We start from the raw sequence: 23,305 nt of genomic DNA on the forward strand, positions 1-23,305 counted from the left end.
TCCCTGGGCTAAAGGGTGTAGGTGCGTTCGGGGTTGCGGATGGCCATCACGTGGCAGGGGCAGCGCTTGGCCACCTGCTCCACCGTGCTGCCGTAGTGGGTGTCCTCCCTTACGGAGGCGCCCTCCATGCCCATGACCACCAGGTCCACGTCGTTTTCACGCACGTAGCGCAGTATCTCCACGAAGGGGGTGCCCGCCAGCACCACCCAGACCACGTCGATGCCCTCCACCTTGGCCGCGTAGCGGGCCTTGAGGTCCTCGGTGATCTTGGCCAAGAGCTCCGGCGAGGCGTAGGTAACGTCGCCGGGCTCGGCGCCCTCGTCGGTCTCGGTGGGCATGTAGCGCATGGTGGAATGGGGGCAGTGCAAAATGTGCAGCTTGGCCCCGTGGCGGCGCGCCAGATCCACCGCGTGGTGCAGGGCTATCTCCGCGTCCTCGGAGAAGTCGGTGCAGTAGAGAATGTTCTTGTATGCGATCATCGGGTCACCTCCCGTAATTTATCCGTACCTAGTCCGCGTATTTCAGATAGGCCGCGCGCCCGGCGGCGGGCAGCACCAGGCTGAACAGGGCGCCGCGCGTGGGCGAGGTGTTGAACTCCACCCGGCCGTGGTGCTCGCTGGCCGTCTTGTGGGCCACCATGAGCCCCAGGCCGGTGCCCGAGGAGCCCTTGGTGCTGTAGAAGCCCTTGAAGATGTGCTCGATGGCCTCGGGGTCCAGGCCCGCCCCGTTGTCGCGCACCATCAGGCACACCTCCCGCGAGTCGCCCCCGGCGCTGATGACCACCTTGCCGTCGATCATCTCCGAGGCCGCGTCTATGCCGTTGCTCACCAGGTTGAGAAAGGCCTCCAGGATCATGCGGTGGTCGGCCATGGCCAACGGGCCTTCGCCATGGGGCAGCTCGGTCTGGAGGATCACCCCCTTGCTCTCGGCCTCCGAAGCCATGATGCGCGCCGCTTCTTCGAGCAGCTCCTTGAGGGACAGCGGGGCCAGGTCCGGGACCCTGGGTTTGGCGATGGTCATCAGGTCGCCCACCAGGTCCTGCACCCGCCCCAGGTTGCGCTCCAGCATGCGCATGCCCTCGTCGGTGATGGGTTTTTGCGAGCTGGTGATCCCCTGCTCCACCATGTAGATGCCGCCCTTGAGCCCGGCCAGCATGTTTTTCAGCGAATGAACCAGGGCGCTCACCGTCTCGCCCACCGCGGCCAGGCGCTCGGCGGCCACCACCTTGGCCGCGGCCTCGGCCACCCGCCGCTCTAGATCCCTGGTGTAGCCGTGGAGCTGGGCCTTGAGGGTCAGGCGCTCGGCGGCCCGCTTGAGGGCCACCTCCAAGGCCTGCTCGCTCACCGGCTTGGTGACGAAATCGCTGGCCATGAGCTGCAACGAGCGCACCGCCAGGTCCATGTCGCCGTGGCCGGTGATGACGATCACCTCGGTGTCCGGGCTCATGGACTTGATGCGCTTGAGCACCTCTATGCCGTCCAAGCCGGGCATCTTGATGTCGGTGAGCACGATGTCGGGCTTTTGCTCCTCAAAAACCTTGAGGCCCTCGGTGCCGTCGGCGGCGGTGCGCACCGTGTAGCCGTCGGCGCCCAGCGACAGGGCCATCATGCTGCGGATGCCCTCCTCGTCGTCGATGACCAGCAGGCTGGGATAGGGGGGAGGGGGGTGCTCGCTCATGTCTTGGCCTCCTGGCGCAACGGGAAGCCGAGCCGGAAGGTGGCGCCCTGGCCGGGACGGTTGTCCACCTTGATGCCGCCGCCGAAGTCGCGCACGATGCCGTAGGAAATGCTCAGGCCCAGGCCGGTGCCCTTGCCCACCTCCTTGGTGGTGAAAAAGGGCTCGAAGATGCGGTCCAGGTTTGGCGCCGGGATGCCCCCGCCGTTGTCGGACACGGTGACCACCGCCTGCCCTTGGTCCACGAAGCTGGCTATGGCGATGCGCCCCTGCAGCTCGGGCAACTCGCGCCGGCGCTCCTCGATGGCGTCGCGGGCGTTCATGATCAGGTTGATCAACACCTGCTCCAGGCGGTTGGCATCGCCCAGGATCAGCGGCAGGTTGGCGTCGAGGTTGGTTTCCACCTCAATATTATGCACTCTGAGCTGTTGGCCCAACAAACCCAAAACGCCCTGGATGGGCTGATTCAGGGACACGTTCTCGGTCCTGACCTCGTGCTTGCGCCCGAATTCGCGCAAATGATCGATGATACGCCGGGCCCGCTCCACCTGTTGGGTCATTTCCCGGGCCACCTGCATGAGCTGCTCAGGGGTGGGGTTTTGTCCCCGGGAGAGCAGCTTGCTCAAAAAGCCCGAGCCGGCGGCGATGACGGTCAGCGGCTGGTTGAGTTCGTGGGCCACCCCGGCGCTCATCTCGCCCAGGGTGGCCATCTTGGCCGCCTGGATGAGCTGCTGCTCGGTTTGCAGGCGCTCGGTCATGTCCGAGGTGGTGGCGATCACCGCCTTGCGGCCCATGTGCTCGCCGTAGCTGGCCCTGAGGTTGACGAAAAACACCTCGCCCCCGGCCCGCTGCTGGCGCACCGTGGAGAGGAAGGCCCCCTTGAGGGACAGGAAGTTGCGCACCTGGGCGCGGTCGGAGGCGGGGGTGAGGTCCAAAAAGGAGCGGCCGATGAGCTGGGGCAGGGGATAGCCGTATTCGTCGGCCGCGCGGTTGTTGGCGTCCAGTATCTCCATGGTGGCGTCGTCGAAGACGAAGATGGGGTTGGGGTCGTTGTCGAAAAACAGGCGGTACTTTTCCTCGGAGCGCTTGAGCTCCTCCTTCAGGCGCACCACGTCGGTGATGTCGGTGGCCATTTCCATCACCGCCAGGATCTCCCCCTCCCGGTCGGTGATGGGCGAGGTCAGGTTGAGGAAATAGCGGGGGGTGCCGTCGGCCCCGATCACCTTTTCCTCGGCGCTGTGCACCCGGCCGTCGGCCAGGGTCTTGGCCACCGCGCAGTTGGGGCAGCGCGAGTCGCGGCCCTTGTAGGCCTGGTAGCAGTGGTGCCCCACGCTGTGGCCGAAGTCCTTCTCGAAGCGCTTGTTGTGGGCCACCAGGATGAAGTCCGCGTCCTGCACGCTGATGTAGCAGGGCACCTCCTCGAACAGGCGCTGGTATTGCAGGCGGCCGCACTCCAGGTCGTCGGTCTTTTCCTTGATGCCCCGGCGCATGAGGTCGAAGGCCTCGGCCACCGCGCCGATCTCGTCCTTGGTGCGGGGCACTATGGGCTGGTCGTAGTCGCCGGCGGTGATGCGCCGGGTGGCCCCCAACAGGCTGGTCAGGGGGCGGTTGACGAACAGGAAGGTGAACACCGCCACCACCGCGCAGATCACCGCCGAGAGAACCGCCGCGTAGAAAACCACCTGGCGGGTGGTGGAGGCCACCTCCCGGTCCACCTGGCCCAGGGACAGGGCCACGTCCAGGACCCCCAGCACCTTTTGTTCCGGCGGGTGCACGTGGCAGGGGTCGGTGTAGCAGGCGGGTTCGGTGTAGATGGGGTTGACCACCCCCAGCACCCGGTGGCCCGGCTCCGTGGCGTTGCCGGCCAGGCTGAAGATGCGGCTGCGCTCGGCGATGGCCAGGCGCTCCAAGGGGCGGTCCTTGAAGTGGCAGCCGAAGCAGGCCTCGCTCTCCATGTCCACCATGCGGCCGATCTCCCCGGCCCGGCTGCTGAACATGATGCGGCCCTTTTTGTTGAGCACCCGGATCGACTCCACCCCCGGCTGGCGGCCCATGGCCTCGATCACCTGATGCAGGCTTTGGCGCTGGTCCTTGAGCATGTCGTAGCGGGTGGCCCGCTTTACCGTGTCGCTGAACCAGTTGCCGGCCTGGCGCATCCTCTCGATGGAGCTTCTCTCCTGCTGGCGCACCGCCCAGTAGGCCGAGGCGGTGGTCAACACCAAAAGGCTCACTCCCACCCAGACCGTCAATTTGAAGGCCAGGCGGTTGGTCAGCTTGATTTGGTGCCGGGGCAGAGAAGCCATCTTGCCTATCCCGAGTTAGTCAGGTGGTTCACTGTGGTGAAGCACAACTCGCGCCAAACGGCCCAAAAATTATATATCAATAATATGCGTGGGTTAAATCACTAAGTTGTTTTGGGGGGGTTTTGAGGTGTTGCGCCGCGGCGCAACAGTGGCGCAACGTTTCGGCTCGTGGTCCGGCTTGCGGCCCCAATTGTCGGCTTATAATGGTGTTGCGCCTGCTGCAACAGTATCGTTGCGGCTATGCAACGCTCGGCTCAGGGCTTGGCGATGTCCAGGCGCTTCATGCGCCGCCACAGGGTGGTGCGGTTGATGCCCAGCTCCGCCGCGGCCTGGGTCTGGTTCCAGTTGTGGCGCTCAAGAAGCTGAAACAGCTCATCTTTTTCCCGGTGGGTCTCTTCGGGTGCCAGGCAGGCGGCCTCCCGATCCAGATCCTTGGGCAGATGGTGCAGCTTGATCACGTCGCCCCGGCACAACAGGCAGGCGTGCTCCAAGATGTTCTCCAGCTCGCGCACGTTGCCCGGATAGTCGTGGTTGAGCAGCACGTTGAGGGCCTCGGGCGAAAAGCGGCAGATGTAGGTGCCGTTCTCCACGTTTTTGCGCTGGATGAATTTGCGGATGAACAGGGGGACGTCCTCGCGGCGCTCCCTGAGCGGGGGCACGGTGACTTTGATCACGTTGAGGCGATAATAGAGGTCCTCGCGGAACAGGCCCTTTTCCACCTGGCGGTGCAGGGGCTTGTTGCTGGCGGCCAGGATGCGCACGTCCACCTTGGTGACCGCGCGGGCCCCCAGGGGGAAGAACTCCTGCTCCTCTAACACCCGAAGCAGCTTGGCCTGCAGGGCCAGGGGCAGCTCGCTGATCTCGTCCAGGAACAGGCTGCCCCCGTCGGCCAGCTGGAAACGGCCCGGCTTGTCGCGCTCGGCCCCGGTAAAGGCCCCCTTGGCATAGCCGAACAGCTCGCTTTCCAAGAGGTTTTCCGGCAGGGCCGCGCAGTTGACCTTGATGAGCGGCTTGGAGGCCCGGGGGCTGTTGTAGTGGACGAGCTGGGCCAGGAGGTCCTTGCCCGTGCCGGTGTTGCCCTCAAAGAGCACGGTCACCTTGCTGGGCGCGGCCACCTTGAGGGTGTCGAAGATGCGCCGCACTCCGGGGCTCTCGCCGATGAAGTCCTCCCAGCGGCGTCCCTCCTGCTCCTGGTGGGCCAGTTGGCCGCCCAGGTGCAGGCTCTGCAGGGTCTCCACCCCGCCCACGACGTCCCCGTCCTCATTGAAAAGCGGCGCGGCGCACACCCGGACCGGCACCACCGAGCGGCCGCGCTGGCGGATGAACACCGCCTCCAGCCCCTCCTGCTCCTCGCCGTTTTCCATGGCCCTGAGCACCGGGCAATACTCGTCGCACAGGGTGGACTGGAGCACCTCGCCGCACAGGCGGCCCAGGGCCTGCTCCCGGCTCACCCCGGTGATCTGCTCCGCGGCGCGGTTGAAATAGGTCACCCGGCCGTGGCGGTCCATGGCCAAAACCCCCAGGGAGATGGATTCCAGGATCAGGTTAAGCCGGGTGGGTAGCATGCGCCTCTCGCGAGCCGGTGTTCTTCAACGATCGGTAAATTAGTTAATTTTTAATGATGACAAGATGTTTCCTTACCCAGCCCCGGGCGGGCTGTCAAGAAAATTGCTATACCCTACTTGAGTACTTGCCTCTGGCGCAACCGTTGAGCTACAGTAATCCGGTCGAAATAGCAGGCGTAGCACTCTTTACGGCAAGCGAGGAGCGCACGTGACGCCAGATCGTACTTGCAAGCGGTGTTCGGTGGCCAGGGTCAACGCTCTGGTGAGAGCGTACCAAAAAGCCCAGGAGGGCGATTCGTCCACCCTGGGCCGCTTGAAGGAACTGGCCAACCTGGTCCAGGGCCGGGGGTTGCATCAGGCGAGAGGCCTGTTGACCCCAGGCCACCGGGACAAGGAACTGCGGGCCATCTGCTGGAACATTTCTTCCTTTTTGGAGGACAGCGAGGTGGAGCGCATCCTGGGCCAGAAGGTTTAGCCGGCCGTCTTTCCTACCATTATCCTTGATTAAAACGCCTATTGGTGTAGTCTGTCCTGGTGCAGTGCGCAGGAGAAGGCATGCCCTCCGGTGAACCAGAATTCCAGGTTATGAGCGGCGAGGCGGTGGTGGCCGTGGACGGCGCCCACCGCATAATGGGGGCCAACCGCGCCGCCCTGCAGCTCATGGCCGGTGAGATGGCCGTGGGCGAGGTGCTGGGACTGTCGGGCTTTTTAGAGGGCCCGGACCTGGCCCTGGCCCAGAGCGCCCTGGACGCGGCCCTGGGCCGAGGCGAACCGTCCCACCAGATCCAGGCCCAGGCCCGCGACGCCGCCGGGCAGGAGTTCACCTGTGAATACTCCATCAATCCCCTCTTCGGCCCCGGCCGCCAGGTGGTGGGGGCCATGATCAACCTGCGCGACCTGGACTTCGCCCCCCTGAGCAGCGGCCGCCTGGAGCCGGGGGAGTCCCTGCCCCGCATGCCGCGGCTGGGCTACCAGTCGCTGGTGGATAACCTGGCCGAGGGGATCTTCACCATCAACACCCGCTGGCGCATCACCTCCTTCAACCAGAAGGCCGAGGAGATAACCGGCTACCGCAGCTCCGAGGTTTTGGGCCGCTATTGCTGGGACATCTTCCGCTCCGACCTGTGCGGCGCGGGCTGCCCCCTGCGCACCACCTTGGAGACCGGGGTGACCCGCATGGACCAGGACGTGCGCATGCTGGGCAAGGGGGGCAAGCGCCTGGGGGTCTTGGTAAACACCAGCGTGGTGCGCGACCGGGCGGGCTCGGTGGTGGGCGCGGTGGAGAGCTTTAGGCCCCTGGCCGGGCTGGACAGGAACCTGCTGCCCGAGACGGGCTCCAGCTTCAGCGACATCGTGGGGGCCAGCGAGCCCATGCGGCGGCTGTTCAACATGCTGCCCGACGTGGCGGTGAGCGGGGCCAACGTGCTCTTGCAGGGCGAGAGCGGCACCGGCAAGGAGCTGTTCGCCCGGGCCCTGCACCACCACTCCGCCCGGCGCGAGGGCCCCTTCGTGGCCGTGAACTGCTCGGCCCTGGCCGAGAGCCTGCTGGAGAGCGAGCTGTTCGGCCACGAAAAGGCGGCCTTCACCGGGGCGGTGCGCTCCAAGGTGGGGCGCTTCGAGCTGGCCAAGGGCGGCACCATCTTCCTGGACGAGATCGGCGAGCTCAAGCCGGAGCTGCAGGTCAAGCTGCTCAGGGTCTTGGAGCAGCGGGTCTTCGAGCGGGTGGGCGGCACCCGGCTCATCCCCATGGACGCGCGCATCATCGCGGCCACCAACCGCGACCTGGCCGAGGCCATGGCCCAGGGCGTCTTTCGGGAGGATCTCTTCTACCGCCTGCGCACCGTGCCCCTGACCCTGCCGCCCCTGAGGCAGCGCAAGGACGACATCCCCATGCTGGTGGGCCATTTCATCAAGCAGCTCAACCAGCGCTACGCCAAGCAGGTGCGCTCCGTGGACCCCAAGGTGATGCGCATGTTCATGAACTACGACTGGCCGGGCAACGTGCGCGAGCTGGAGCGGGTCATGGAGCACGCCTACGTCTTCGTGAAAGGCCCCGTGATCCTGCCCGCCTATCTTCCGGCGCTCAGCGAGTTCTGGCACGAGCGGGGCGCGGCGGCGGCTGGCGGCCAGGCCCCGGCGGAGGCGGCGGAGGGCCCCAGGGACGACGAGCGCCGGGCCATCCTGGAGGCCCTGGAGCAGAGCGGCGGCCGCCGCCAAAAGGCGGCCGAGCTGTTGGGCATGAGCCGCACCTCCCTGTGGCGGCGCATGAAGGAGCTGGGCCTGAGCTAGCCCGCCTAAGGTTTCTCGTAAGTAATGCGGTAGATTGCCCCGGCCCGGTCGTCGCTGACCAACAGGGCGCCGGTGCGGTCCACCAGCACGTCCACCGGGCGGCCCCAGGCGCTGGCCCCCCCCAGCCATCCCGTGGCAAAGGGCTGGTAATCCACCGCCTTATCGCCTTCCAGACGCACCAGACTCACCCTGTAGCCGATGGGCTTGCTGCGGTTCCAGGAGCCGTGCTCGGCGATGAACACGGCCCCCCGAAAGGCCGGCGGGAACATCTCGCCGGTGTAAAAGCGCATGCCCAGAGCGGCCACGTGGGCGGGCAGCTTGCGAGCGGCCGGGGCGAAGCGGGCGCAACCCCGATCCTGGTTCAGCTCCGGGTCGGGCACCCCGGCGTGGCAATAGGGGAAGCCGAAATCCAGCCCCGGCCGGGGGGCCCGGTGCAGGCTGTCCGGGGGCTCGTCGTCGCCCATCCAATCGCGGTCGTTGTTGGTGAACCACAGCACCCCGCTGCCGGGCCGCCAGTCCAGGCCCACCGAGTTGCGGATGCCCCGGGCGAACACCTCGTAGCCGCCCTGGTCATCCATGCGGATGATGCTGGAAAAGGGGTCCGGGGCCTCGCACACGTTGCAGGGAGCCCCCACCGCGATGTAGAGCAGGCCGTCGGGACCGAAGGCGGCGTAGCGCCAGCCGTGGTGGGAGTCGCCTGGCAATTGGTCGGTAATCAGCACCGGGGCCGGGGGCGCGTCCAGGTTGTCCTCAATTTTCGGTAGGTTGTACACCTTGTCCACCGCCGCGACGTACAGGTCGCCGTCCCTGAGGGCCACCCCGTTGGGCTGGCGCAGGCCCTGGGCCAGGGTGAGCACCTCACCCGCCCGGCCCAGCCCGCCTTCGCGCACCGCGAACACCTTGTCCCCGCGAGTGCCCACGATCAGCGTGCCCTTGGGGCCCAGCGCCAGGGAGCGCGCCCGGGCACCCTGGCGTGCAGGCTTATGGCGAAGCCGGGGGGCAGCTTGATCTGCTCCAGGGGCAGGCCCTCGCCCCAGGTGGGGGCGGGGGGCACGGGAGCCAGGCCCATGAACCAGCCCGCTACCAGCCCGAGGGGAACCAACAGCAGCAAAAACAGCCATTTTCCGCGTCCACGCAAAGTTGTCCTCCTTGCCGGCGTCCTAATCAAACATTATGGCACAGGCGACCGGCCCGACGAAAAAACGGCCCGGTCCGGGGCTGAAACGTTTCGCAATGTTTCATATGTTTCATTAAATCGTTTCAAATGGTTTATTTATGTGCTATATCGCTATGATAAGCGGTGTGAACCCCGCCGGAACACGCCCGTTCCCGGCGGGTTGAAACAATTTTTTGTTTCCCCGGTCCGGCCCTGTGGAGGAATATTTGGCGAAAGCGCAGTCAATTCAGCCTATTGACCGTTATGGCCCGACTATTGCTTTTCAAAAGGCCAAGGAAAGCTCCGCGGCATGACCGCGTTTCAGTTAATGAGGAGGAAATCGTGGCTCAAACAGCGATAGACATCGATATCGACGAAATCATAGAGCGCTACCCCGGCAAACCGGAATACCTGATCTTCCTGTTGCAGGATATCCAGGCCGCCTTCAACTACATCTCGCCCGAGGCCCTCACCCTGGTCTGCGACCATACCGGGGTGCCGGAGTCCCAGGCCTACGCGGTGGCCACTTTTTATAATTCCTTCAGCCTGGAGCCCAAGGGCGAAAACATCGTCCACGTGTGCCTGGGTACCGCCTGCCACCTCAAGGGCAGCGGGCTCATCGCCGAGAACCTGATGCGCAAGCTGGGCCTGGACGGCCCCGGCACCACCGAGGACCTCAAGTACACCGTGGAGACGGTCAACTGTCTGGGCGCCTGCGCCCTGGCCCCGGTGGCGGTGGTGAACGGCGAATACCAGCCCAAGGTGACCTCGCCCAAGCTGATGAAGACCGTGCAAAAGCTCGGCGACGAGTAAGGAGTGGATGGCATGCAAGCTACGGCAAAGGACACCACTGAGCTGAGGCTGGGCTCCCTGGAGGAGTTGGAGAAGTTGCGCGGCGAGCTGCGGGCGGCCGAAGACCCCGACCAGACCAGGATCATCGTCTGCCACGGCACCGGCTGCGTGGCCAACGGCAGCCCCGGCGTGACCCAGGCCCTCAAGGACGCCCTGGCCGCCGCCGGCGAGCAGGTGGAGGTGATGCCCGGCATCAAGACCACCGGCTGCCACGGCTTCTGCTCCCGCGGCCCCCTGGTCATCATAAAGCCCAAGAACATCTTCTATCAGCAGGTAAAGCCCGCCGACGCCGAGGAGATCGTGCAGCAGACGATCGTCAAGGGTGAAACGGTGGAGCGTCTGCTCTACAAGCTGCCCCAGAGCGGCGAGGCCGTGGAGACCACCGAGGATATCCCCTTCTACGCGGGCCAAGAGCGGGTGGTGCTCAAGAACATCGGCCAGATCGACCCCACCAAGATCGACGACGCCATCCGGGCCGGGGCCTACGCCGGCGCGGCCAAGGCCTTGACCACCATGGAGCCCCAACAGGTCATCGACGAGGTGATCAAATCCGGCCTGAGGGGCCGGGGCGGCGCGGGCTTCCCCACCGGCGTCAAGTGGAACCTGGCCGCCAAGCACCAGGGCGGGCAAAAGTACGTGCTGTGCAACGCCGACGAAGGCGACCCCGGGGCCTTCATGGACCGCTCCGTGATGGAGGGCGACCCCCACGCGGTGGTGGAAGGCATGATCATCGGCGGCTACGCCATCGGGGCCGACACCGGTTACGTGTACGTGCGCGCCGAATACCCCCTGGCCATCAAGCACCTGGAAAAGGCGCTGGCCGACGCCCGGGCCCTCGGCCTGCTGGGCGAGAACATCCTGGGCAGCGGCTTCAACTTCGACATCCGCATCAACCGCGGCGCGGGCGCCTTTGTCTGCGGCGAGGAAACCGCCCTCATGCGCTCGGTGGAGGGCAAGGTGGGCGAGCCGGTGCCCCGGCCTCCCTATCCCTCCGACAAGGGCCTGTTCGGCAAGCCCTCCGTGCTCAACAACGTGGAGACCTGGGCCAACGTCAGCCGCATCCTGGACCGGGGCGCGGATTGGTTCGCTTCCCTGGGCACCGAGAAGTCCAAGGGCACCAAGGTCTTCGCCCTGGTGGGCAAGGTCAACAACGTGGGCCTGGTGGAAGTGCCCATGGGCATCAAGCTGAAGGATATCGTCATGACCATCGGCGGCGGGGTGCCCGGCTCCGACCGCTTCAAGGCGGTGCAGACCGGCGGCCCCTCCGGCGGCTGCCTGCCCTGGGAAGACGCCGAGTTGCCGGTGGACTTCGACTCGCTTATCGCCGCGGGCTCCATGATGGGCTCCGGCGGCATGATCGTCATGGACGACCGCGACTGCATGGTGGACGTGGCCAAGTACTTCCTGGGCTTTTTGGAGGAGGAATCCTGCGGCAAGTGCTTCCCCTGCCGCCTGGGGGTGCCCCGCCTGCGCGAGACCCTCAATCGCTTCTCCAAGGGCGAGGGCACGATCGAGGACATCGACGACCTCTACAGCATGGCCGAGGCCATCAAGGCCGGCTCCCTGTGCGCCCTGGGCGGCACGGCGCCCAACGCGGTGCTCAGCACCCTGCGCTACTTCCGCGACGAGTACGAGGCCCACATCCTGGAGCACCGCTGCCCGGCCGGCGTTTGCAAGGACCTTATCACCTACAGCATCGACCCCGAGGCCTGCACCGGCTGCCACGCCTGCTTCCGGGCCTGCCCCCAGAACGCGGTCAGCGGCGAGAAGAAAAAGCCGCACACCATCGACGAGAGCTTGTGCATCCGCTGCGGCATGTGCCTGGAGTCCTGCAAGTTCGGCGCGGTCCAAGTCCAATAGGCCTTTAGCCCATATTTGGGAGTCTGCATAATGTTGAGTTTGACCATAGACGGAAAGAAAGTCGAAGCCGAGGCCGGTTGGACGCTACTGGACACGGCGCGCCAATACGGCATCGAAATACCCACCCTGTGCTACCACGAGGCCGTGGAGCCCTTCGGGGCCTGCCGGCTGTGCGTGGTGGAGCTCAGGCAGGGCAACGCCTCGCGCCTGGTGGCCTCCTGCGTGTATCCGGCCGAAGAGGGCCTGGAGGTGCACACCGCCAGCGAGAAGGTGAACAACGTACGCCGCTGGATTCTGGAGATGCTCATGTCCGAGTGTCCGGCCAGCCAAGAAATAAAGGAAATGGCCGCCCAGTACGGGGTGGAGACCACTCGCTTCGAGATCAATGACCCGGAGCAGGAGTGCATTCTCTGCGGGCTGTGCGTGCGGGCCTGCGCCCAGGTGGTGGGGGCCAACGCCATCAGCACCGTGGGACGCGGCGCGCAAAAGGAAATCGGTTCCCCCTACCTGGTTCCAGGCGATGCCTGCGTGGCCTGCGGCACCTGCGTGACCGTGTGCCCCACCGGAGCCATGAGGGCTCGCTTCGAACGGGTGCGCGGGGTTCCCTCCGTGGTCATGGCCCGGTCGGTCAAGTGATAGTGAAGGAGGATAGACATGGCTAACCAAAGCAAGATAGGCGTCTTCCTCTGCGAGTGCGGCCGCCGCATCGCCCCCCTGGTGGAGTTGGATACGCTGAAGAAGCAGCTGGAAGGCGACCCCCTGATCAGCTACGTGGGCGTGGAGCCCTTCTCCTGCCTGGCTCCGGGCATGGCCGACATCAAGGCGGCCGTGGCCGAGCACGGCCTGGACCGGGTGGTGGTGGCCGGCTGCGAGGCCCGGGTGATGCTCAGCAAGTTCGAGCACGAGCTGGAGGGCAGCGGCCTGGAGGCGGGCCAGATCGACATCGTCAACCTCAGGGGCCACGTGGCCCAGGTCAGCGATCTGAGCCCCGAGGAGAAGGCGGTCAAGGGCTTCAAGCTCATCAAGGCCGTGGCCGCGGGCCTGGAGGCCCTGGCCCCCTCGCCCCTGGAAAAGGTGGAGTTCAACGGCCCGGTGATGATCCTGGGCGGAGGCATCGCCACCTACAGCGCGGCCCAGGAGCTGTCGCGCCGGGGCATCGAGTGCATCGCCGCGGTGGCCACCGACGAGTGGGAAGACGAGATCCGCATGCTGCACGAGCACTACCCCGGCGAGCGCCACTACTACGACCGCCTGGAGGCGATCATGCGGGAGGTGGACTCCAGCCCCCTGGTGCGCCGCATCACCGTGGGCGAGCTTACCTCCATGACCGGGCGCACCGGCGACTATCACGTCACCTTCAGCGACCCCATGGGCGGTCCGCCCCGGGTGTACGAGGTGGGGGCCATCATCGCCGCGCTGGACGGACAGATGCTCAACCAGGGCAGCAACTTCGGCCATGACGGCCGCAACGTGATCTGCCACACCGAGGCCGAGGAGATGCTCTGGACCCTGGGCGCCCCCGAGGGCAAGGTGCTGTTCTGGCTCAACGACTACGAGGCCGGCCACCCCGAGTATTCCTACCTCTCCAGCCGGGCGGCCTGGTCCATGGCCCGCTACATGCGCGAGAGCTCGCCGCTCACCGAGGTGACCATCCTCTACAACCATCAGATGTCCGTGCCCCTGTCCGCCGGCGAGCGGGCGGCCAGCCGCAAGCTGGGCATCGCCTGGCTGCCCTACGACGGCGCGCTTAGGCCCACGGTGCAGGCGGGCTTCGTCACCTACTGCGACCCCGTTAGCCACCTGGAGCAGGAGATGGCTTGGGACAAGCTGATCCTCAGCCCCCGGCGCAGCGTGGGCCACGAGGCCACCAAGGTGGCCCATATCCTGGGCCTGGAACACGAGGAGGGCACCTTCTTGGAGGAGCCCAAGCAGCGGGTGCGCCCGGAGCAGGTGGGACGCGACGAGGCCTATCTGGCGGGCAGCGCCCGCTACCCCTGCGACCTGCACGAGTCCCTGCGCCAGGGCCGCCGGGCGGCCACCAAGACCGCCGAGATCGTGGCCAAGGCCGAGGCGGGCGAGCTTTTCGCCCCGCGCATGGTCTGCGTGGTGGACCAGAGCAAGTGCATCGGTTGCGGCCTGTGCAAGGAAATCTGCGACTGCGGAGGCATCGAGCCGGTGGAAGGCCCCGGCGGCAACATCCCCCGCCATGTGGACCCCATGGTCTGCACCGGCGGCGGCACCTGCGCGGCGGCTTGCCCCTACCACGCCCTGACCATTCAGAACAACACCACCACCCAGCGCGAAGCCAGGGTCAGCACCCTGGCCAACGCCCTGGCCCCCGACGAGGTGGTGGCCTTCGGCTGCGCCTGGGGCGGTCTGGCCGCGGCCGACAACGCCGGGGTCAAGGGCATGACCTACGATCCGCGTCTGTACATGCTCCGGGTAAGCTGCATCGGCCAGTTGGATCCATCGGTGTTGGCCCGCGCCTTCCTGGAGGGCGCCAACAGCCTGCTACTCATCGGCTGCCCCCCCGAGGACTGCCACCACTCCTTCGGCCTGGACCACACCTGGAGCCGGGTCAACCTGATGAAGAAGCTGTTGTCCCTGTGCGGCTTCGACCGCCGGCGCATCGCCTTGGCCCATGCCGACCTGAACCGGCCCGAGGAGTACATCCAGACCGTTAACAGCTTCATCGCGGCCATGGCCGAGCTGGGGCCCATCGAGCGCACCCCGGAAAACCAGGAGAAGCTGGCCGGGCTCTACGCCACGGTGAACAGCCCCCGGGTCCGCTGGGTGCTGGGCGCCACCCTGCGGCGCCCCTGGGAAGATGTCTATCCCGGCAACCAGCGCAACGCCCTGGCCTTTGACCGCGACATGATGGGCGTGGTCAGCGAGGAGTTCATCAAGGCGCGGGTGGCCAACCTGCTCAAGGAGCAGGCGCGGCCCTTCCAACTGCGCGAGCTGGCCGCCGCCCTGCACACGGACGAGAAGCCCCTCATGGAAAGCCTGCGCGAGATGGTGGGCGAGGGGGTCGTCGGCCGCATGCACAAGGACGGCGTGGCCCACTACGTCATGCGCTAGAGCCAAGCAACCCACACCAGGGCGGCGGTCCTCCGGGGCCGCCGCCCTTTTTGGTGCCTCGAGTTTGGGCTGGACGCTTTATTTCGTATAATTCGAAGAGGTCGGCCGTTAAAGGAAAAATCATTGTGGTTTATGCAGCCGTTTATAAAAAGAGAGTTACCCTGTAATAGGAAATGCGACGCGGTTTGAAGTCCGGCACAGCCAGCCGCCGGCAAACAAGGCGTCTGGCGAGCGAGGACCGCAGGCGTAGCCAATGCTACGTCGAGGTCCGAGCGCAGCCAGCAACACCGTATGCCGGTGGCTGGCGCAGCCGGTCGTCACGGATGAAACAAACGATCTGGACGGATACATGCCATGAAACCCAAAGTACTGGTAACCCGCGGCCTGCCCGAGCCGGTCATGGAATTTCTGCGGGAGAATTTCCAGCTGAGCGTCAACCCCCGCGAGCGGGCCTTTACCCGCGAGGAGTTCCTGGCCGCCGCCAGGGGCATGGAGGGCATCCTGCCTCTACTCACCGAGCGCATCGACGGCGAGGCCCTGGACGCCGCCGGGCCGGGGCTAAAAATCGTGGCCAACTACGCGGTGGGCTACAACAACATCGACCTGGACGCGGCCACGGCGCGGGGAGTGGCGGTAAGCAACACCCCCGGGGTGCTCACCGACACCACCGCCGATTTGGCCATGGCCCTGATCCTGGCCGTGGCCCGGCGGGTGCCCGAGGGCGACCGTCTCTGCCGCACCGGCGGCTTTCCCGGCTGGAGCCCCCAGTTCATGCTGGGCGCGGACGTGCACCACAAGACCCTGGGGCTGGTCGGCCTGGGCCGGGTGGGCCGGGCGGTGGCCAGGCGTGCGGCGGGATTCGACATGGAGCTGATCTACGCCCCCCATGGGGCTTGCCCGGCGGGCGGGGTGGACCCCGAAAGCGGGGCCCGGTGCCTGCCCCTGGCCGAGGTGCTGGCCCGGGCCGATTTTCTGAGCCTGCACGTGCCGCTCACCCCCGAGACCCGCCATTTGCTGGGCGCGGCCGAACTGGCCCTGATGAAACCCGGCGCCTTTTTGATCAACACCGCCCGGGGCGAGGTGGTGGACGAGGCGGCCCTGGCCCGGGCCCTGGCCTCCGGCCGCCTGGGCGGGGCGGGCCTGGACGTGTATGAGAACGAGCCCCGGGTGCATCCGGGGCTGGTGAGTCTGGACAACGTGGTGCTCCTGCCCCACGTGGGCAGCGCCACCGTGGAGACCAGGGTGGCCATGGGCAAAAAGGCGGCGGACAATCTCGTCGCCCTGCTCTTGCGCGGCCAGAGGCCGCCCGACTGCCTCAACCCGGAGGTCCTGGGCTGAGGGGCTCTACTTCTTTTTCATCGCCTCGAAACGCTCCTGCCGTTGCTTGTCGGCCTGGAGGTAGGCCACGTAGTACTTGTAGATGTTGCCCACGTACTGCACGGTTTCGCGCCCGATGACCTTGGCCGCGACCACCTCCACGTTATGGAACCAGACGTTGGGGTCCAGCTCCATCTTGGCCGCCCGTTGGCGCAGATTGGCCACCTTGCCCGGACCTGCGTTGTAGGAGGCAAAGGTGAACAGCACCTTGTTCAGCTGGTCCATCTTGGGGTCGTCCTTGAAGTAGCGGTCGAAGATCCAGCGAAGGTACTTGGTGCCCGCGTGGATGTTGTTCTCCAGCTTCTTGTATTGAGCGATGGATACCGGCGGATTGGCGGCGGTCTTGGGCATTATCTGCATCACCCCCACCGCGCCCACGTGGCTCACCTTCTCGTTGTCCAGGCCGGATTCCTGAAAAGCCAGGGCGGTGAGCATCAACCAGTCGAAGCCGTACTGGGAGGCGTATTTCTGGAAAAACTTGGTGGTGCGGTTGAAACGCTGGATGTTCTCTTCGTTCAGGGCCTCCCGGGCCCACTTGGTGTCCTGGTAGTAGCGCTTGGTCAAGATGTTGCCCATCAGGGTGCCTTGCTTGTGGGTCTTCACAAAGGCGTTGATGGATTTCACCAGCTTGGGGCTGTTTTTGCGCACCGCCCAGGCGATGCGGCCGCCGGTGCGCACGGCCAGTTGGTGGTGCACCTGGATTTTCTTGAATATCTTGGCCCAAAAATCGGCCAGGTGGCTGTCGGCGATGGTGATGGGCACCAGGCCGGCGTTGGCCATTTCCAGGATGTCCTCGGTCTCCAGGTTTTCGTCGGCAAACTCGATTTTTACCGGTTTGAGCTTCTTTTTCTTCAGAGCGGCGTTGAGCTTGATCAGGCTCCCGTAATAGCTGCTGGACTTGCGCACATACACCGCCCGGCCGGACAGGTCGTCCAGGCTCTTGAGGGCCGGGGCGCCGGGGCCGGTCACCACCACCTCCTTCACGTTGTCGGCGAAGGGGGCGCAAAATTCCACCTCCTTGCGCCGGTAGGAGGTGATGGTCAGGTTGGCGGCGGCGATGTCTCCCTTGCCCTGGATCAGGTAAGGAATCAACTTGTCCCTGGCCACGGGGATGATGATTACGTGAACCCTGAGATGCTTCTGCCTCTTGCCCCTCTTGGCCAGCTCCTTGTTGAGCTCATCTTGGTACATCTGGAGGGCTTCGTAGGTGACCCCGCGCTCCCGGCCCCCGTCCAGAAAATAGTTGGTTTTGTTGTAGGCCACCAGGGCGCGGATGGCCCGCTCCTTTATCATGCTGGGCAGGTCGCCGGTCCGGGGTCGTTTTATCTGCTGGATGAATTCCTCGGATAGGGCTTCATCCGTATTGGCGTGCGCCGGGGGGCACCACGGCAGGCAAGCGAGGGCGATGAGCATGCCCGAGAGGCAGGCTATGGATCTTTTCAAAAGTTTTCCCAAGTTGCCTTCTCCAGCTGGTGGGTCCGCGGAAATCCTCTATTGAGCATAAGGCTCCCTAGCCCGTTCGCCTCATACCTCACCGTATGTATCATCAAAGCGTCACAATTGTCCAACCACGGGGCGGCCGCAATATCGGCGCCGCGGCGGTGGTGCAAAAGTTCCCTTGTCTGCTGGCTGTAATATGGGTTACAAATGATAACGATTACATTGTAGCCGTCCGCACCTCCAACCGAAGTCTTGGGAGATTTATTAGGTGGCTGTTTGCCTGTCATCCGGAGAGCGTGCATGAATACCCTAAAAAGGTTGGCTAACGGCATAGACAGGATTAACCAGGCGGTAGGCCGCTTTGTCTCCTGGATCACCGCCCTGCTGGTGCTGGTGGTCTTCGCCGACGTGGTTATGCGCTACGTGTTCCAGATCAGCTTCGTGTTCACCCAGGAATTGGAGTGGCACCTGTTCGCCTTCATCTTCCTGATGGGCGCGGGCTACACCCTACTGCACGACGGACACGTGCGGGTGGACATCATCTACCAAAAGCTGGGGCCCAAGGCCCAGGCCTGGATCAACTTCCTGGGCTGCCTGCTGTTCCTCTTCCCCGGCTGCTTCCTCATCATCTACACCTCCTGGGGTTTCGTGGAAAACTCCTTTGCCATCATGGAGGGGTCGCCGGACCCCGGCGGCATCCCCCTGCGCTTCATCCTCAAGAGCATGATCCCCTTGGGTTTCGTCCTGGTGTGGTTGCAGGGCATCAGCCTTTTCATCAACAGCTTCCTGGTCATCACCGGCCGCCAAGAGACCAATAGGGAGGCCGCCTGATGTTTGAGGAGTACATGGCGGGCTGGATGTTCCTGGCCTTGACCATCTGGTTGATGGCGGGCTTCCCGGTCACCTTCACCCTCATGGGCACCGCCCTTTGCTTCGGCCTCATCGGCTCGGGGTTCGACTTCTTCAACCTGCTGCCCATGCGCATCTGGGGAGTGATGAACAACGTGGTGCTCATCGCGGTGCCCCTGTTCATTTTCATGGGGGTCACCCTGGAGCGCTCGGGCCTGGCCGAGGAGTTATTGGACACCATGGGCCGCCTGTTCGGGCGCATGCGCGGCGGCCTGGCCATCTCGGTGGTGGTGGTGGGGGCCCTGTTGGGCGCTTCCACGGGCATCGTGGGGGCCACGGTGGTGACCATGGGCCTGTTGGCCGTGCCCACCATGCTTCGGCGCAACTACCAGAAAGAACTGGCCTGCGGCACGGTGGCCGCCTCGGGCACCCTGGGCCAGATCATCCCGCCCTCTATCGTGTTGGTGCTTTTGGGCACCATCGTGCAGGTGCCGGTGGGCGACCTGTTCATGGCCGCCATCTTCCCCGGCCTGATTCTGGTGGCCCTGTACATCATCTACATCATCGTGATCACCATGATCAGGAAGGACATCGCCCCGCCCATTCCCCGGGACGAAGAGATGGACGGCCTGAGCCGCACCCAGTTCTTCATGCGGGTGGCCAAGGCCCTGTTCCCGCCCCTGTTTTTGATCGTGGCGGTGCTGGGTTCCATCTTCGCCGGGGTGGCCTCGCCCACCGAGGCGGCGGCGGTGGGCAGCGTGGGCGCGGTGCTCTTGGCCATCTGGAACAAGAAGTTCAACATCACGGTGCTGCGCGAGGTCATGGACGCCACCACCAAGCTAACCTGCATGGTGTTCATCATCCTGGTGGGCGCGGCGGCCTTCGGCCTTACCTTCCGCGAGCTCAACGGCGACGACCTGGTGCGCAATTTCCTGACTCACGTGGCCCACATGTACAGCCATCAGATGGTGCTGGTCATCGTCATGGCGGTGATCTTTTTGGTGGGTTTCGTGCTGGACTTCATCGAGATCACCTTTATCCACGTGCCGGTCCTGGTGCCCATCCTGATCGAGGAGTTCAACTTCGACCCTTTGTGGATTTGCGTGCTGCTGGCGGTGAACCTGCAGACCTCTTTCATGACGCCGCCCTTTGGTTTCTCACTGTTCTATTTGAAAGGGGTGACCCCGCCGGAAGTGAGAACCGGCCACATATACCGGGGCATCATTCCCTTTGTGGCCTTGCAACTCATAGGCCTGTTCATCGTGGCGTATTGGCAGGAGTTGTCCACTTGGCTGCCCCGGGTCGTCTATAGCAACTAGGTTGTTCAGCAATCCGGGGTTGTGCCGGACGGGCTTTTTGTATTACACATTATGAACACTTTGAGCGGGGGCGTAACTTGGGGTGTGCGCCCTCCCAGCAAGCGGATCAACCGCGCCCAGCGCGGAAGTACGTCTATCTAAACTCTTAGGAGGAGAGCGCATGAAAAGACGCGACTTCTTGAAAAAAGCCGGTGCCGGAGCGGCGGTGGCCGCGGCGGCCACGGCGGTATCGGCCCCGGCGGTCTTGGCCAAGAAAAAAATCAAATGGAAAATGGTCACCACCTGGCCGCCCAAGCTGCCTTATCTGCAGACCGGGGCGGAGCGCTTGGCCAAACGGGTCAAGGAGATGTCGGGCGGTGAGTTCGACATCAAGGTCTACGCGGCCGGCGAGCTGGTACCCGCCTTCGGCTCTTTCGAGGCGGTGAGCAACGGCACGGTGCAGGCCGGCAGCGGCGCGGCCTACTACTGGGCGGGCAAGTCCCCGGCGGCCCAGTGGTTCGCGGCGGTGCCCTTCGGCCTCAACGCGGTGGGCATGGCCGCCTGGTTCTGGGGCGGCGACGGCCTGAAGCTGTGGGAAGAGACCTACGCCCCCTTCAACCTGGTGCCCCGTCCGGCGGGCAACACCGGCGTGCAGATGGGCGGCTGGTTCAACAAAAAGATCGAGTCCATCAACGACTTCAAGGGCCTGAAGATGCGCATCCCCGGACTGGGCGGCAAGGTGCTGGCCAAGGCCGGCGGCACCGTGGTGCTGACCCCGGGCGGCGAGATCTTCACCAACCTGGAGCGCGGGGTCATCGACGCCACCGAGTGGGTGGGCCCCTTGCACGACTACATCATGGGCTTCTACAAAGTGGCCAAGTACTACTACTATCCCGGTTGGCATGAGCCGGGAACCGTGCTGGAGAACTTCTTCAACAAGAAGGCCTACGACGCGCTGCCCAAGGAGTACCAGGTCATGCTGGATATGGCCTGCGCCGAGACCTACAACTGGATGCTCTCGGGCTTCAACGCCGACAACGGCGCGGCCCTGGAGAAGCTGATCACCCAGCACCATGTGAACCTGGTGCGCTTCCCCGCCGACGTGATGGCCCAGCTCAGAAAGCTGGCCTACGAGACCTTGGACGAGATCGCGGCCAAGGACAAGCAGGCGGGCAAGGTCCACGCGGCCTTCAAGAAGTTCCAGAAACAGGTGGGCGTCTGGGGCGAGGTCTCCGAGAAGGCCTACTACGACGTCATCGCCGAGAAGTTCAGCCTCAAGGGCTAACGACCGGCCCGACCTCGAATACCGCCGGGGGCTCCACACGGGGCCCCCGGTTTTTTGCGGCCTGGAGCGGGGCTCAGGCCGGCTTCATCTTGGCGGTAACCCCGATGAGGGCCACGATGGCCAACAGCACCAGGGCGGTGAAGGCGGCGATGCCCAGGTATACCGCGCTGAGCCCCCAGGCCTCCTGCACCAGTCCGGCCAGCTCCACGGCCAGGGCCCCGATGCCGAAGGTGAGGACGAACTTGACCCCATAGGCCGTGTGCTGAAAGGCGGGCGGGCTCAGGCGGCTGACCAGGATGTTTTCCATGGGCTGCATGCCGATGAGGAAAAAGGCGTAGACCAAGGCCAGCAGGGCCAGGGGCAGGTTGAAGGCCCAGACCATCAACAGCACCGCGGGCCAGCTTATGGCGTGGAAGGTGAAGTAGCCCCAGCGGGGGTCCACCCGCTCGCCCAGCCAACCACCGGCCAACTGGCCGAAGGCCCCCACCGTGAAGATGCCGCTGGTGATGATGGTGGCCATGAGGTTGCCGGATATCCCGGCCCCGCCCACCGCCTGGAACCAGGCCAACAACTCGTCGCCGCGCAGCTCCAGATAGGCGGGCAGGGTCACGGTCATGCCCCGGTAGGTGAAGCCGCCCAGCATCATGGCGCACAGCAGGATGAGGAAGGGCCCCACCAGCCCTTGGGCGCTGCGGGCCTGATGCCCCTGGGCCCGGGGAGGCTCGTCCACCCTAAGCAAGGCCATGGACACGAATCCCAGGAAGTTGAGCGCCGCCAACACCACGAAGGCGGCCCGAGGCCCCCACAGCCACACCGCCACCCCGGTGAACAAGGGCGCCGCGCCCAGGCCCAGGTTGCCGAAGATGCCGTTGTAGGCCATGCCCTTGGCCAGGCGGTTGATCCCCCTAGCCACCAGGCCCAGCCCGGCGGGGTGGTAGCAGCCCGAGAACAGGCCCACCCCGGCCAGGGCCAGGGTGAGCAGAAATGGGTCGGTGATGACCAGGGCGGCGGCCAGGCCGCTGAGGGCGGCCCCCAGGAAGAACAGCACCAGCAGGGGCTTGGCCCCGAAGCGGTCGCAGGCCAGGCCCCAGGGCAGGGCGCTGACCCCGAACAGCAGGTATTGGTAGAGACTCAGCGGCAGCACCGCGCCCAGGGGCAGGCCCAGCATGGCCGCCAGGGGCACCGTCACCGAGGGGAACACCAGCATGTTGTAGTGGGACAGGAAGTGGCCGAAACAGGTTACCGCCAACAGCCGTTTTTCTTCAGGGTTCACGCGCGCCTCGCTCAGGGGGTTGCCAAAACCTAACCGGCAGGGCCCACCTTACCGTTTGGTGAAACCGGAGGCAAGGGGGTGGACGCGGCGGCGGATCGGGAGGCGGGAAGCAGCTTTTGGCCATGGTTGTCCGGACCATGCCGAGGGGCCAAACGATTGCCCGGCCCCGGATCGAGGCATATTATTCGGGCAAAAAATGCGCTAGGTTAGAATAGGTGGCAAGAAGGCTGGAGGCTCCTCTGCTCATGGGATCTGATCATTGAACATCCACGTGTTCGGCAACCAAGGGCAAAACGTGCTCTATCAGCGGTTTTTCCGACCGTCCTTGTGCGATGAATGGAACGTCGTCTACCACGAGCTAAAGACCAAGGCGGCGGCTGATTTCGCCACCCAGTCCTTCAAGCGGATCATCCACGAGAAGGTTTCCCGGCTGGTCAACGAAATCCTGAGCAGCGAAGACCCGCAGGGCGCCTTTCTGCTGAGCGACATCGACATACAGTTCTTCGGGCCATGCGACTCCGTGGTGCAAGAAAAACTGGCCCGCCATGACATCGTCTTCCAAAAGGAGCAGGCGTCCGGCCCCGAGGTGAACACGGGCTTCATCGCCATGCGGCCGACGCCGCAGGTGAAGGATTTGTGGTCCGAGGTGGAGCGCCGCCTGGCCCAAAGCCTGGAAGAGGACGAGTTCGTGAACGAACAACAGCTGGTCAACCTGCTGCTGCCGACCCGGACCTCCCTCAATTGGTCTACTTTCCCCGATGAAATCTGGGCTTGGAGCAACCGCAACATCCACCTGAACTCGGAAAACTTCCCCCACATCTTGTTGCACCACGCCAACTGCACGGCCCCGGAAGGCAACAAGACCAGCCTGGAGTTGAAGATCGAGCAGATGGAGTTGGTCAGGCAGAGGCACGAACTCTGGAGCGACACGGCCCGGTCTCGCGCGCGGCGGCTGGGGATTCGGCTGTTCTTAAGGCTGCACGGCGAGTGAAACGCCCCGTTT

19 protein-coding genes are annotated in these 23,305 nt (G+C 64.9%); 11 read left to right on the forward strand and 8 right to left on the reverse strand.

The genetic code is table 11. The features are described from left to right. Positions 1–8: 8 nt before the first annotated feature. The 4 genes from AACH32_RS01385 to AACH32_RS01400 form a co-directional block, all read right to left on the reverse strand. The gene (locus AACH32_RS01385; protein ID WP_338604656.1) at positions 9–479 is read right to left on the reverse strand and encodes a universal stress protein; all 471 of its coding nucleotides are present in this window, start codon (positions 477–479) and stop codon (positions 9–11) included. A gap of 28 nt (positions 480–507) precedes the next feature. Then, positions 508–1,677, reverse strand: a complete 1,170-nt coding sequence (locus AACH32_RS01390) for a hybrid sensor histidine kinase/response regulator (protein WP_338604658.1) — start codon at positions 1,675–1,677, stop codon at positions 508–510. Continuing rightward, a complete protein-coding gene (locus AACH32_RS01395) occupies positions 1,674–3,977 on the reverse strand; it encodes a PAS domain S-box protein (protein ID WP_338604662.1) in 2,304 nt (767 codons plus the stop codon). The genes AACH32_RS01390 and AACH32_RS01395 overlap by 4 nt, the downstream gene beginning before the upstream one ends. A 254-nt stretch (positions 3,978–4,231) precedes the next feature. Beyond that, the gene (locus AACH32_RS01400) at positions 4,232–5,542 is read right to left on the reverse strand and encodes a sigma-54 interaction domain-containing protein (RefSeq protein ID WP_338604665.1); all 1,311 of its coding nucleotides are present in this window, start codon (positions 5,540–5,542) and stop codon (positions 4,232–4,234) included. A 262-nt stretch (positions 5,543–5,804) separates the two neighbouring features. Here AACH32_RS01400 and AACH32_RS01405 point away from each other — a divergent pair, with 262 nt between their 5' ends. Continuing rightward, entirely contained in the window at positions 5,805–6,017 is a 213-nt protein-coding gene (locus tag AACH32_RS01405; RefSeq protein ID WP_338604668.1) for a hypothetical protein, read from the forward strand. 80 nt (positions 6,018–6,097) lie between these two features. Beyond that, positions 6,098–7,831 (forward strand): sigma 54-interacting transcriptional regulator, encoded by a 1,734-nt coding sequence (locus tag AACH32_RS01410; protein WP_338604671.1) that lies wholly within the window; start codon positions 6,098–6,100, stop codon positions 7,829–7,831. A gap of 5 nt (positions 7,832–7,836) precedes the next feature. On the opposite strand, the gene AACH32_RS01415 is transcribed toward AACH32_RS01410, so the two are convergent. Both AACH32_RS01415 and AACH32_RS01420 read right to left on the reverse strand, forming a co-directional pair. Beyond that, entirely contained in the window at positions 7,837–8,751 is a 915-nt protein-coding gene (locus AACH32_RS01415) for a PQQ-dependent sugar dehydrogenase (protein WP_338604673.1), read from the reverse strand. Between the two features lie 2 nt (positions 8,752–8,753). Then, positions 8,754–8,969, reverse strand: coding sequence for a hypothetical protein (locus tag AACH32_RS01420; protein WP_338604676.1), 216 nt, complete (start codon positions 8,967–8,969; stop codon positions 8,754–8,756). 360 nt (positions 8,970–9,329) lie between these two features. On the opposite strand from AACH32_RS01420, the gene AACH32_RS01425 reads away from it, so the two are divergent. The 5 genes from AACH32_RS01425 (at position 9,330) to AACH32_RS01445 (ending at position 16,118) form a co-directional block, all read left to right on the forward strand. After that, complete coding sequence (locus AACH32_RS01425) at positions 9,330–9,800, forward strand: NAD(P)H-dependent oxidoreductase subunit E (RefSeq protein ID WP_338604678.1); 471 nt, start codon at positions 9,330–9,332, stop codon at positions 9,798–9,800. Between the two features lie 12 nt (positions 9,801–9,812). Further along, a complete protein-coding gene (gene nuoF, locus AACH32_RS01430) occupies positions 9,813–11,699 on the forward strand; it encodes an NADH-quinone oxidoreductase subunit NuoF (protein ID WP_338604681.1) in 1,887 nt (628 codons plus the stop codon). Positions 11,700–11,729: 30 nt separating this feature from the next. Next, positions 11,730–12,335 carry a 2Fe-2S iron-sulfur cluster-binding protein gene (locus tag AACH32_RS01435; RefSeq protein WP_338604684.1) on the forward strand — a complete coding sequence of 202 codons (606 nt, stop codon included), beginning with the start codon at positions 11,730–11,732 and terminating at the stop codon, positions 12,333–12,335. Positions 12,336–12,353: 18 nt separating this feature from the next. Beyond that, positions 12,354–14,780, forward strand: a complete 2,427-nt coding sequence (locus tag AACH32_RS01440) for a hydrogenase iron-sulfur subunit (RefSeq protein ID WP_338604686.1) — start codon at positions 12,354–12,356, stop codon at positions 14,778–14,780. A 354-nt stretch (positions 14,781–15,134) separates the two neighbouring features. Next, positions 15,135–16,118 (forward strand): 2-hydroxyacid dehydrogenase, encoded by a 984-nt coding sequence (locus AACH32_RS01445; RefSeq protein WP_338604690.1) that lies wholly within the window; start codon positions 15,135–15,137, stop codon positions 16,116–16,118. 6 nt (positions 16,119–16,124) lie between these two features. On the opposite strand, the gene AACH32_RS01450 is transcribed toward AACH32_RS01445, so the two are convergent. Beyond that, positions 16,125–17,600 carry a lytic transglycosylase F gene (locus AACH32_RS01450; protein ID WP_338604693.1) on the reverse strand — a complete coding sequence of 492 codons (1,476 nt, stop codon included), beginning with the start codon at positions 17,598–17,600 and terminating at the stop codon, positions 16,125–16,127. Positions 17,601–17,897: 297 nt separating this feature from the next. Here AACH32_RS01450 and AACH32_RS01455 point away from each other — a divergent pair, with 297 nt between their 5' ends. The 3 genes from AACH32_RS01455 to AACH32_RS01465 all read left to right on the forward strand — a co-directional run bounded on the left by AACH32_RS01455 (position 17,898) and on the right by AACH32_RS01465 (position 21,029). Continuing rightward, the gene (locus tag AACH32_RS01455) at positions 17,898–18,428 is read left to right on the forward strand and encodes a TRAP transporter small permease subunit (RefSeq protein WP_338604696.1); all 531 of its coding nucleotides are present in this window, start codon (positions 17,898–17,900) and stop codon (positions 18,426–18,428) included. After that, positions 18,428–19,765, forward strand: coding sequence for a TRAP transporter large permease (locus AACH32_RS01460; RefSeq protein WP_338604698.1), 1,338 nt, complete (start codon positions 18,428–18,430; stop codon positions 19,763–19,765). Before AACH32_RS01455 ends, AACH32_RS01460 begins: the two co-directional genes overlap by 1 nt. A 160-nt stretch (positions 19,766–19,925) precedes the next feature. Further along, positions 19,926–21,029: a TRAP transporter substrate-binding protein gene (locus AACH32_RS01465; RefSeq protein ID WP_338604700.1), complete on the forward strand. Its 1,104-nt coding sequence runs from the start codon at positions 19,926–19,928 to the stop codon at positions 21,027–21,029. A gap of 73 nt (positions 21,030–21,102) precedes the next feature. Here the strand turns inward: AACH32_RS01465 and AACH32_RS01470 are convergent, their stop codons facing one another. Next, a complete protein-coding gene (locus AACH32_RS01470) occupies positions 21,103–22,302 on the reverse strand; it encodes an MFS transporter (protein WP_338604701.1) in 1,200 nt (399 codons plus the stop codon). 259 nt (positions 22,303–22,561) lie between these two features. Between AACH32_RS01470 and AACH32_RS01475 the strand changes: the two genes are divergently transcribed. After that, positions 22,562–23,293 carry a putative nucleotide-diphospho-sugar transferase gene (locus AACH32_RS01475; protein WP_338604704.1) on the forward strand — a complete coding sequence of 244 codons (732 nt, stop codon included), beginning with the start codon at positions 22,562–22,564 and terminating at the stop codon, positions 23,291–23,293. The last annotated feature ends 12 nt before the right edge of the window (positions 23,294–23,305 follow it).

The organism is Desulfoferula mesophila (assembly GCF_037076455.1).
Classification (GTDB): domain Bacteria; phylum Desulfobacterota; class Desulfarculia; order Desulfarculales; family Desulfarculaceae; genus Desulfoferula; species Desulfoferula mesophila.

Excerpts from the sequence above, each read along its gene's own strand:
- AACH32_RS01390 (WP_338604658.1), bottom strand. The coding sequence starts at position 1,677 with ATGAGCGAGCACCCCCCTCCCCCCTATCCCAGCCTGCTGGTCATCGAC.
- AACH32_RS01435 (WP_338604684.1), top strand. The coding sequence starts at position 11,730 with ATGTTGAGTTTGACCATAGACGGAAAGAAAGTCGAAGCCGAGGCCGGT.
- AACH32_RS01400 (WP_338604665.1), bottom strand. The coding sequence starts at position 5,542 with ATGCTACCCACCCGGCTTAACCTGATCCTGGAATCCATCTCCCTGGGG.
- nuoF (WP_338604681.1), top strand. The coding sequence starts at position 9,813 with ATGCAAGCTACGGCAAAGGACACCACTGAGCTGAGGCTGGGCTCCCTG.
- AACH32_RS01445 (WP_338604690.1), top strand. The coding sequence starts at position 15,135 with ATGAAACCCAAAGTACTGGTAACCCGCGGCCTGCCCGAGCCGGTCATG.
- AACH32_RS01460 (WP_338604698.1), top strand. The coding sequence starts at position 18,428 with ATGTTTGAGGAGTACATGGCGGGCTGGATGTTCCTGGCCTTGACCATC.
- AACH32_RS01455 (WP_338604696.1), top strand. The coding sequence starts at position 17,898 with ATGAATACCCTAAAAAGGTTGGCTAACGGCATAGACAGGATTAACCAG.
- AACH32_RS01410 (WP_338604671.1), top strand. The coding sequence starts at position 6,098 with ATGCCCTCCGGTGAACCAGAATTCCAGGTTATGAGCGGCGAGGCGGTG.
- AACH32_RS01395 (WP_338604662.1), bottom strand. The coding sequence starts at position 3,977 with ATGGCTTCTCTGCCCCGGCACCAAATCAAGCTGACCAACCGCCTGGCC.
- AACH32_RS01385 (WP_338604656.1), bottom strand. The coding sequence starts at position 479 with ATGATCGCATACAAGAACATTCTCTACTGCACCGACTTCTCCGAGGAC.
- AACH32_RS01440 (WP_338604686.1), top strand. The coding sequence starts at position 12,354 with ATGGCTAACCAAAGCAAGATAGGCGTCTTCCTCTGCGAGTGCGGCCGC.
- AACH32_RS01465 (WP_338604700.1), top strand. The coding sequence starts at position 19,926 with ATGAAAAGACGCGACTTCTTGAAAAAAGCCGGTGCCGGAGCGGCGGTG.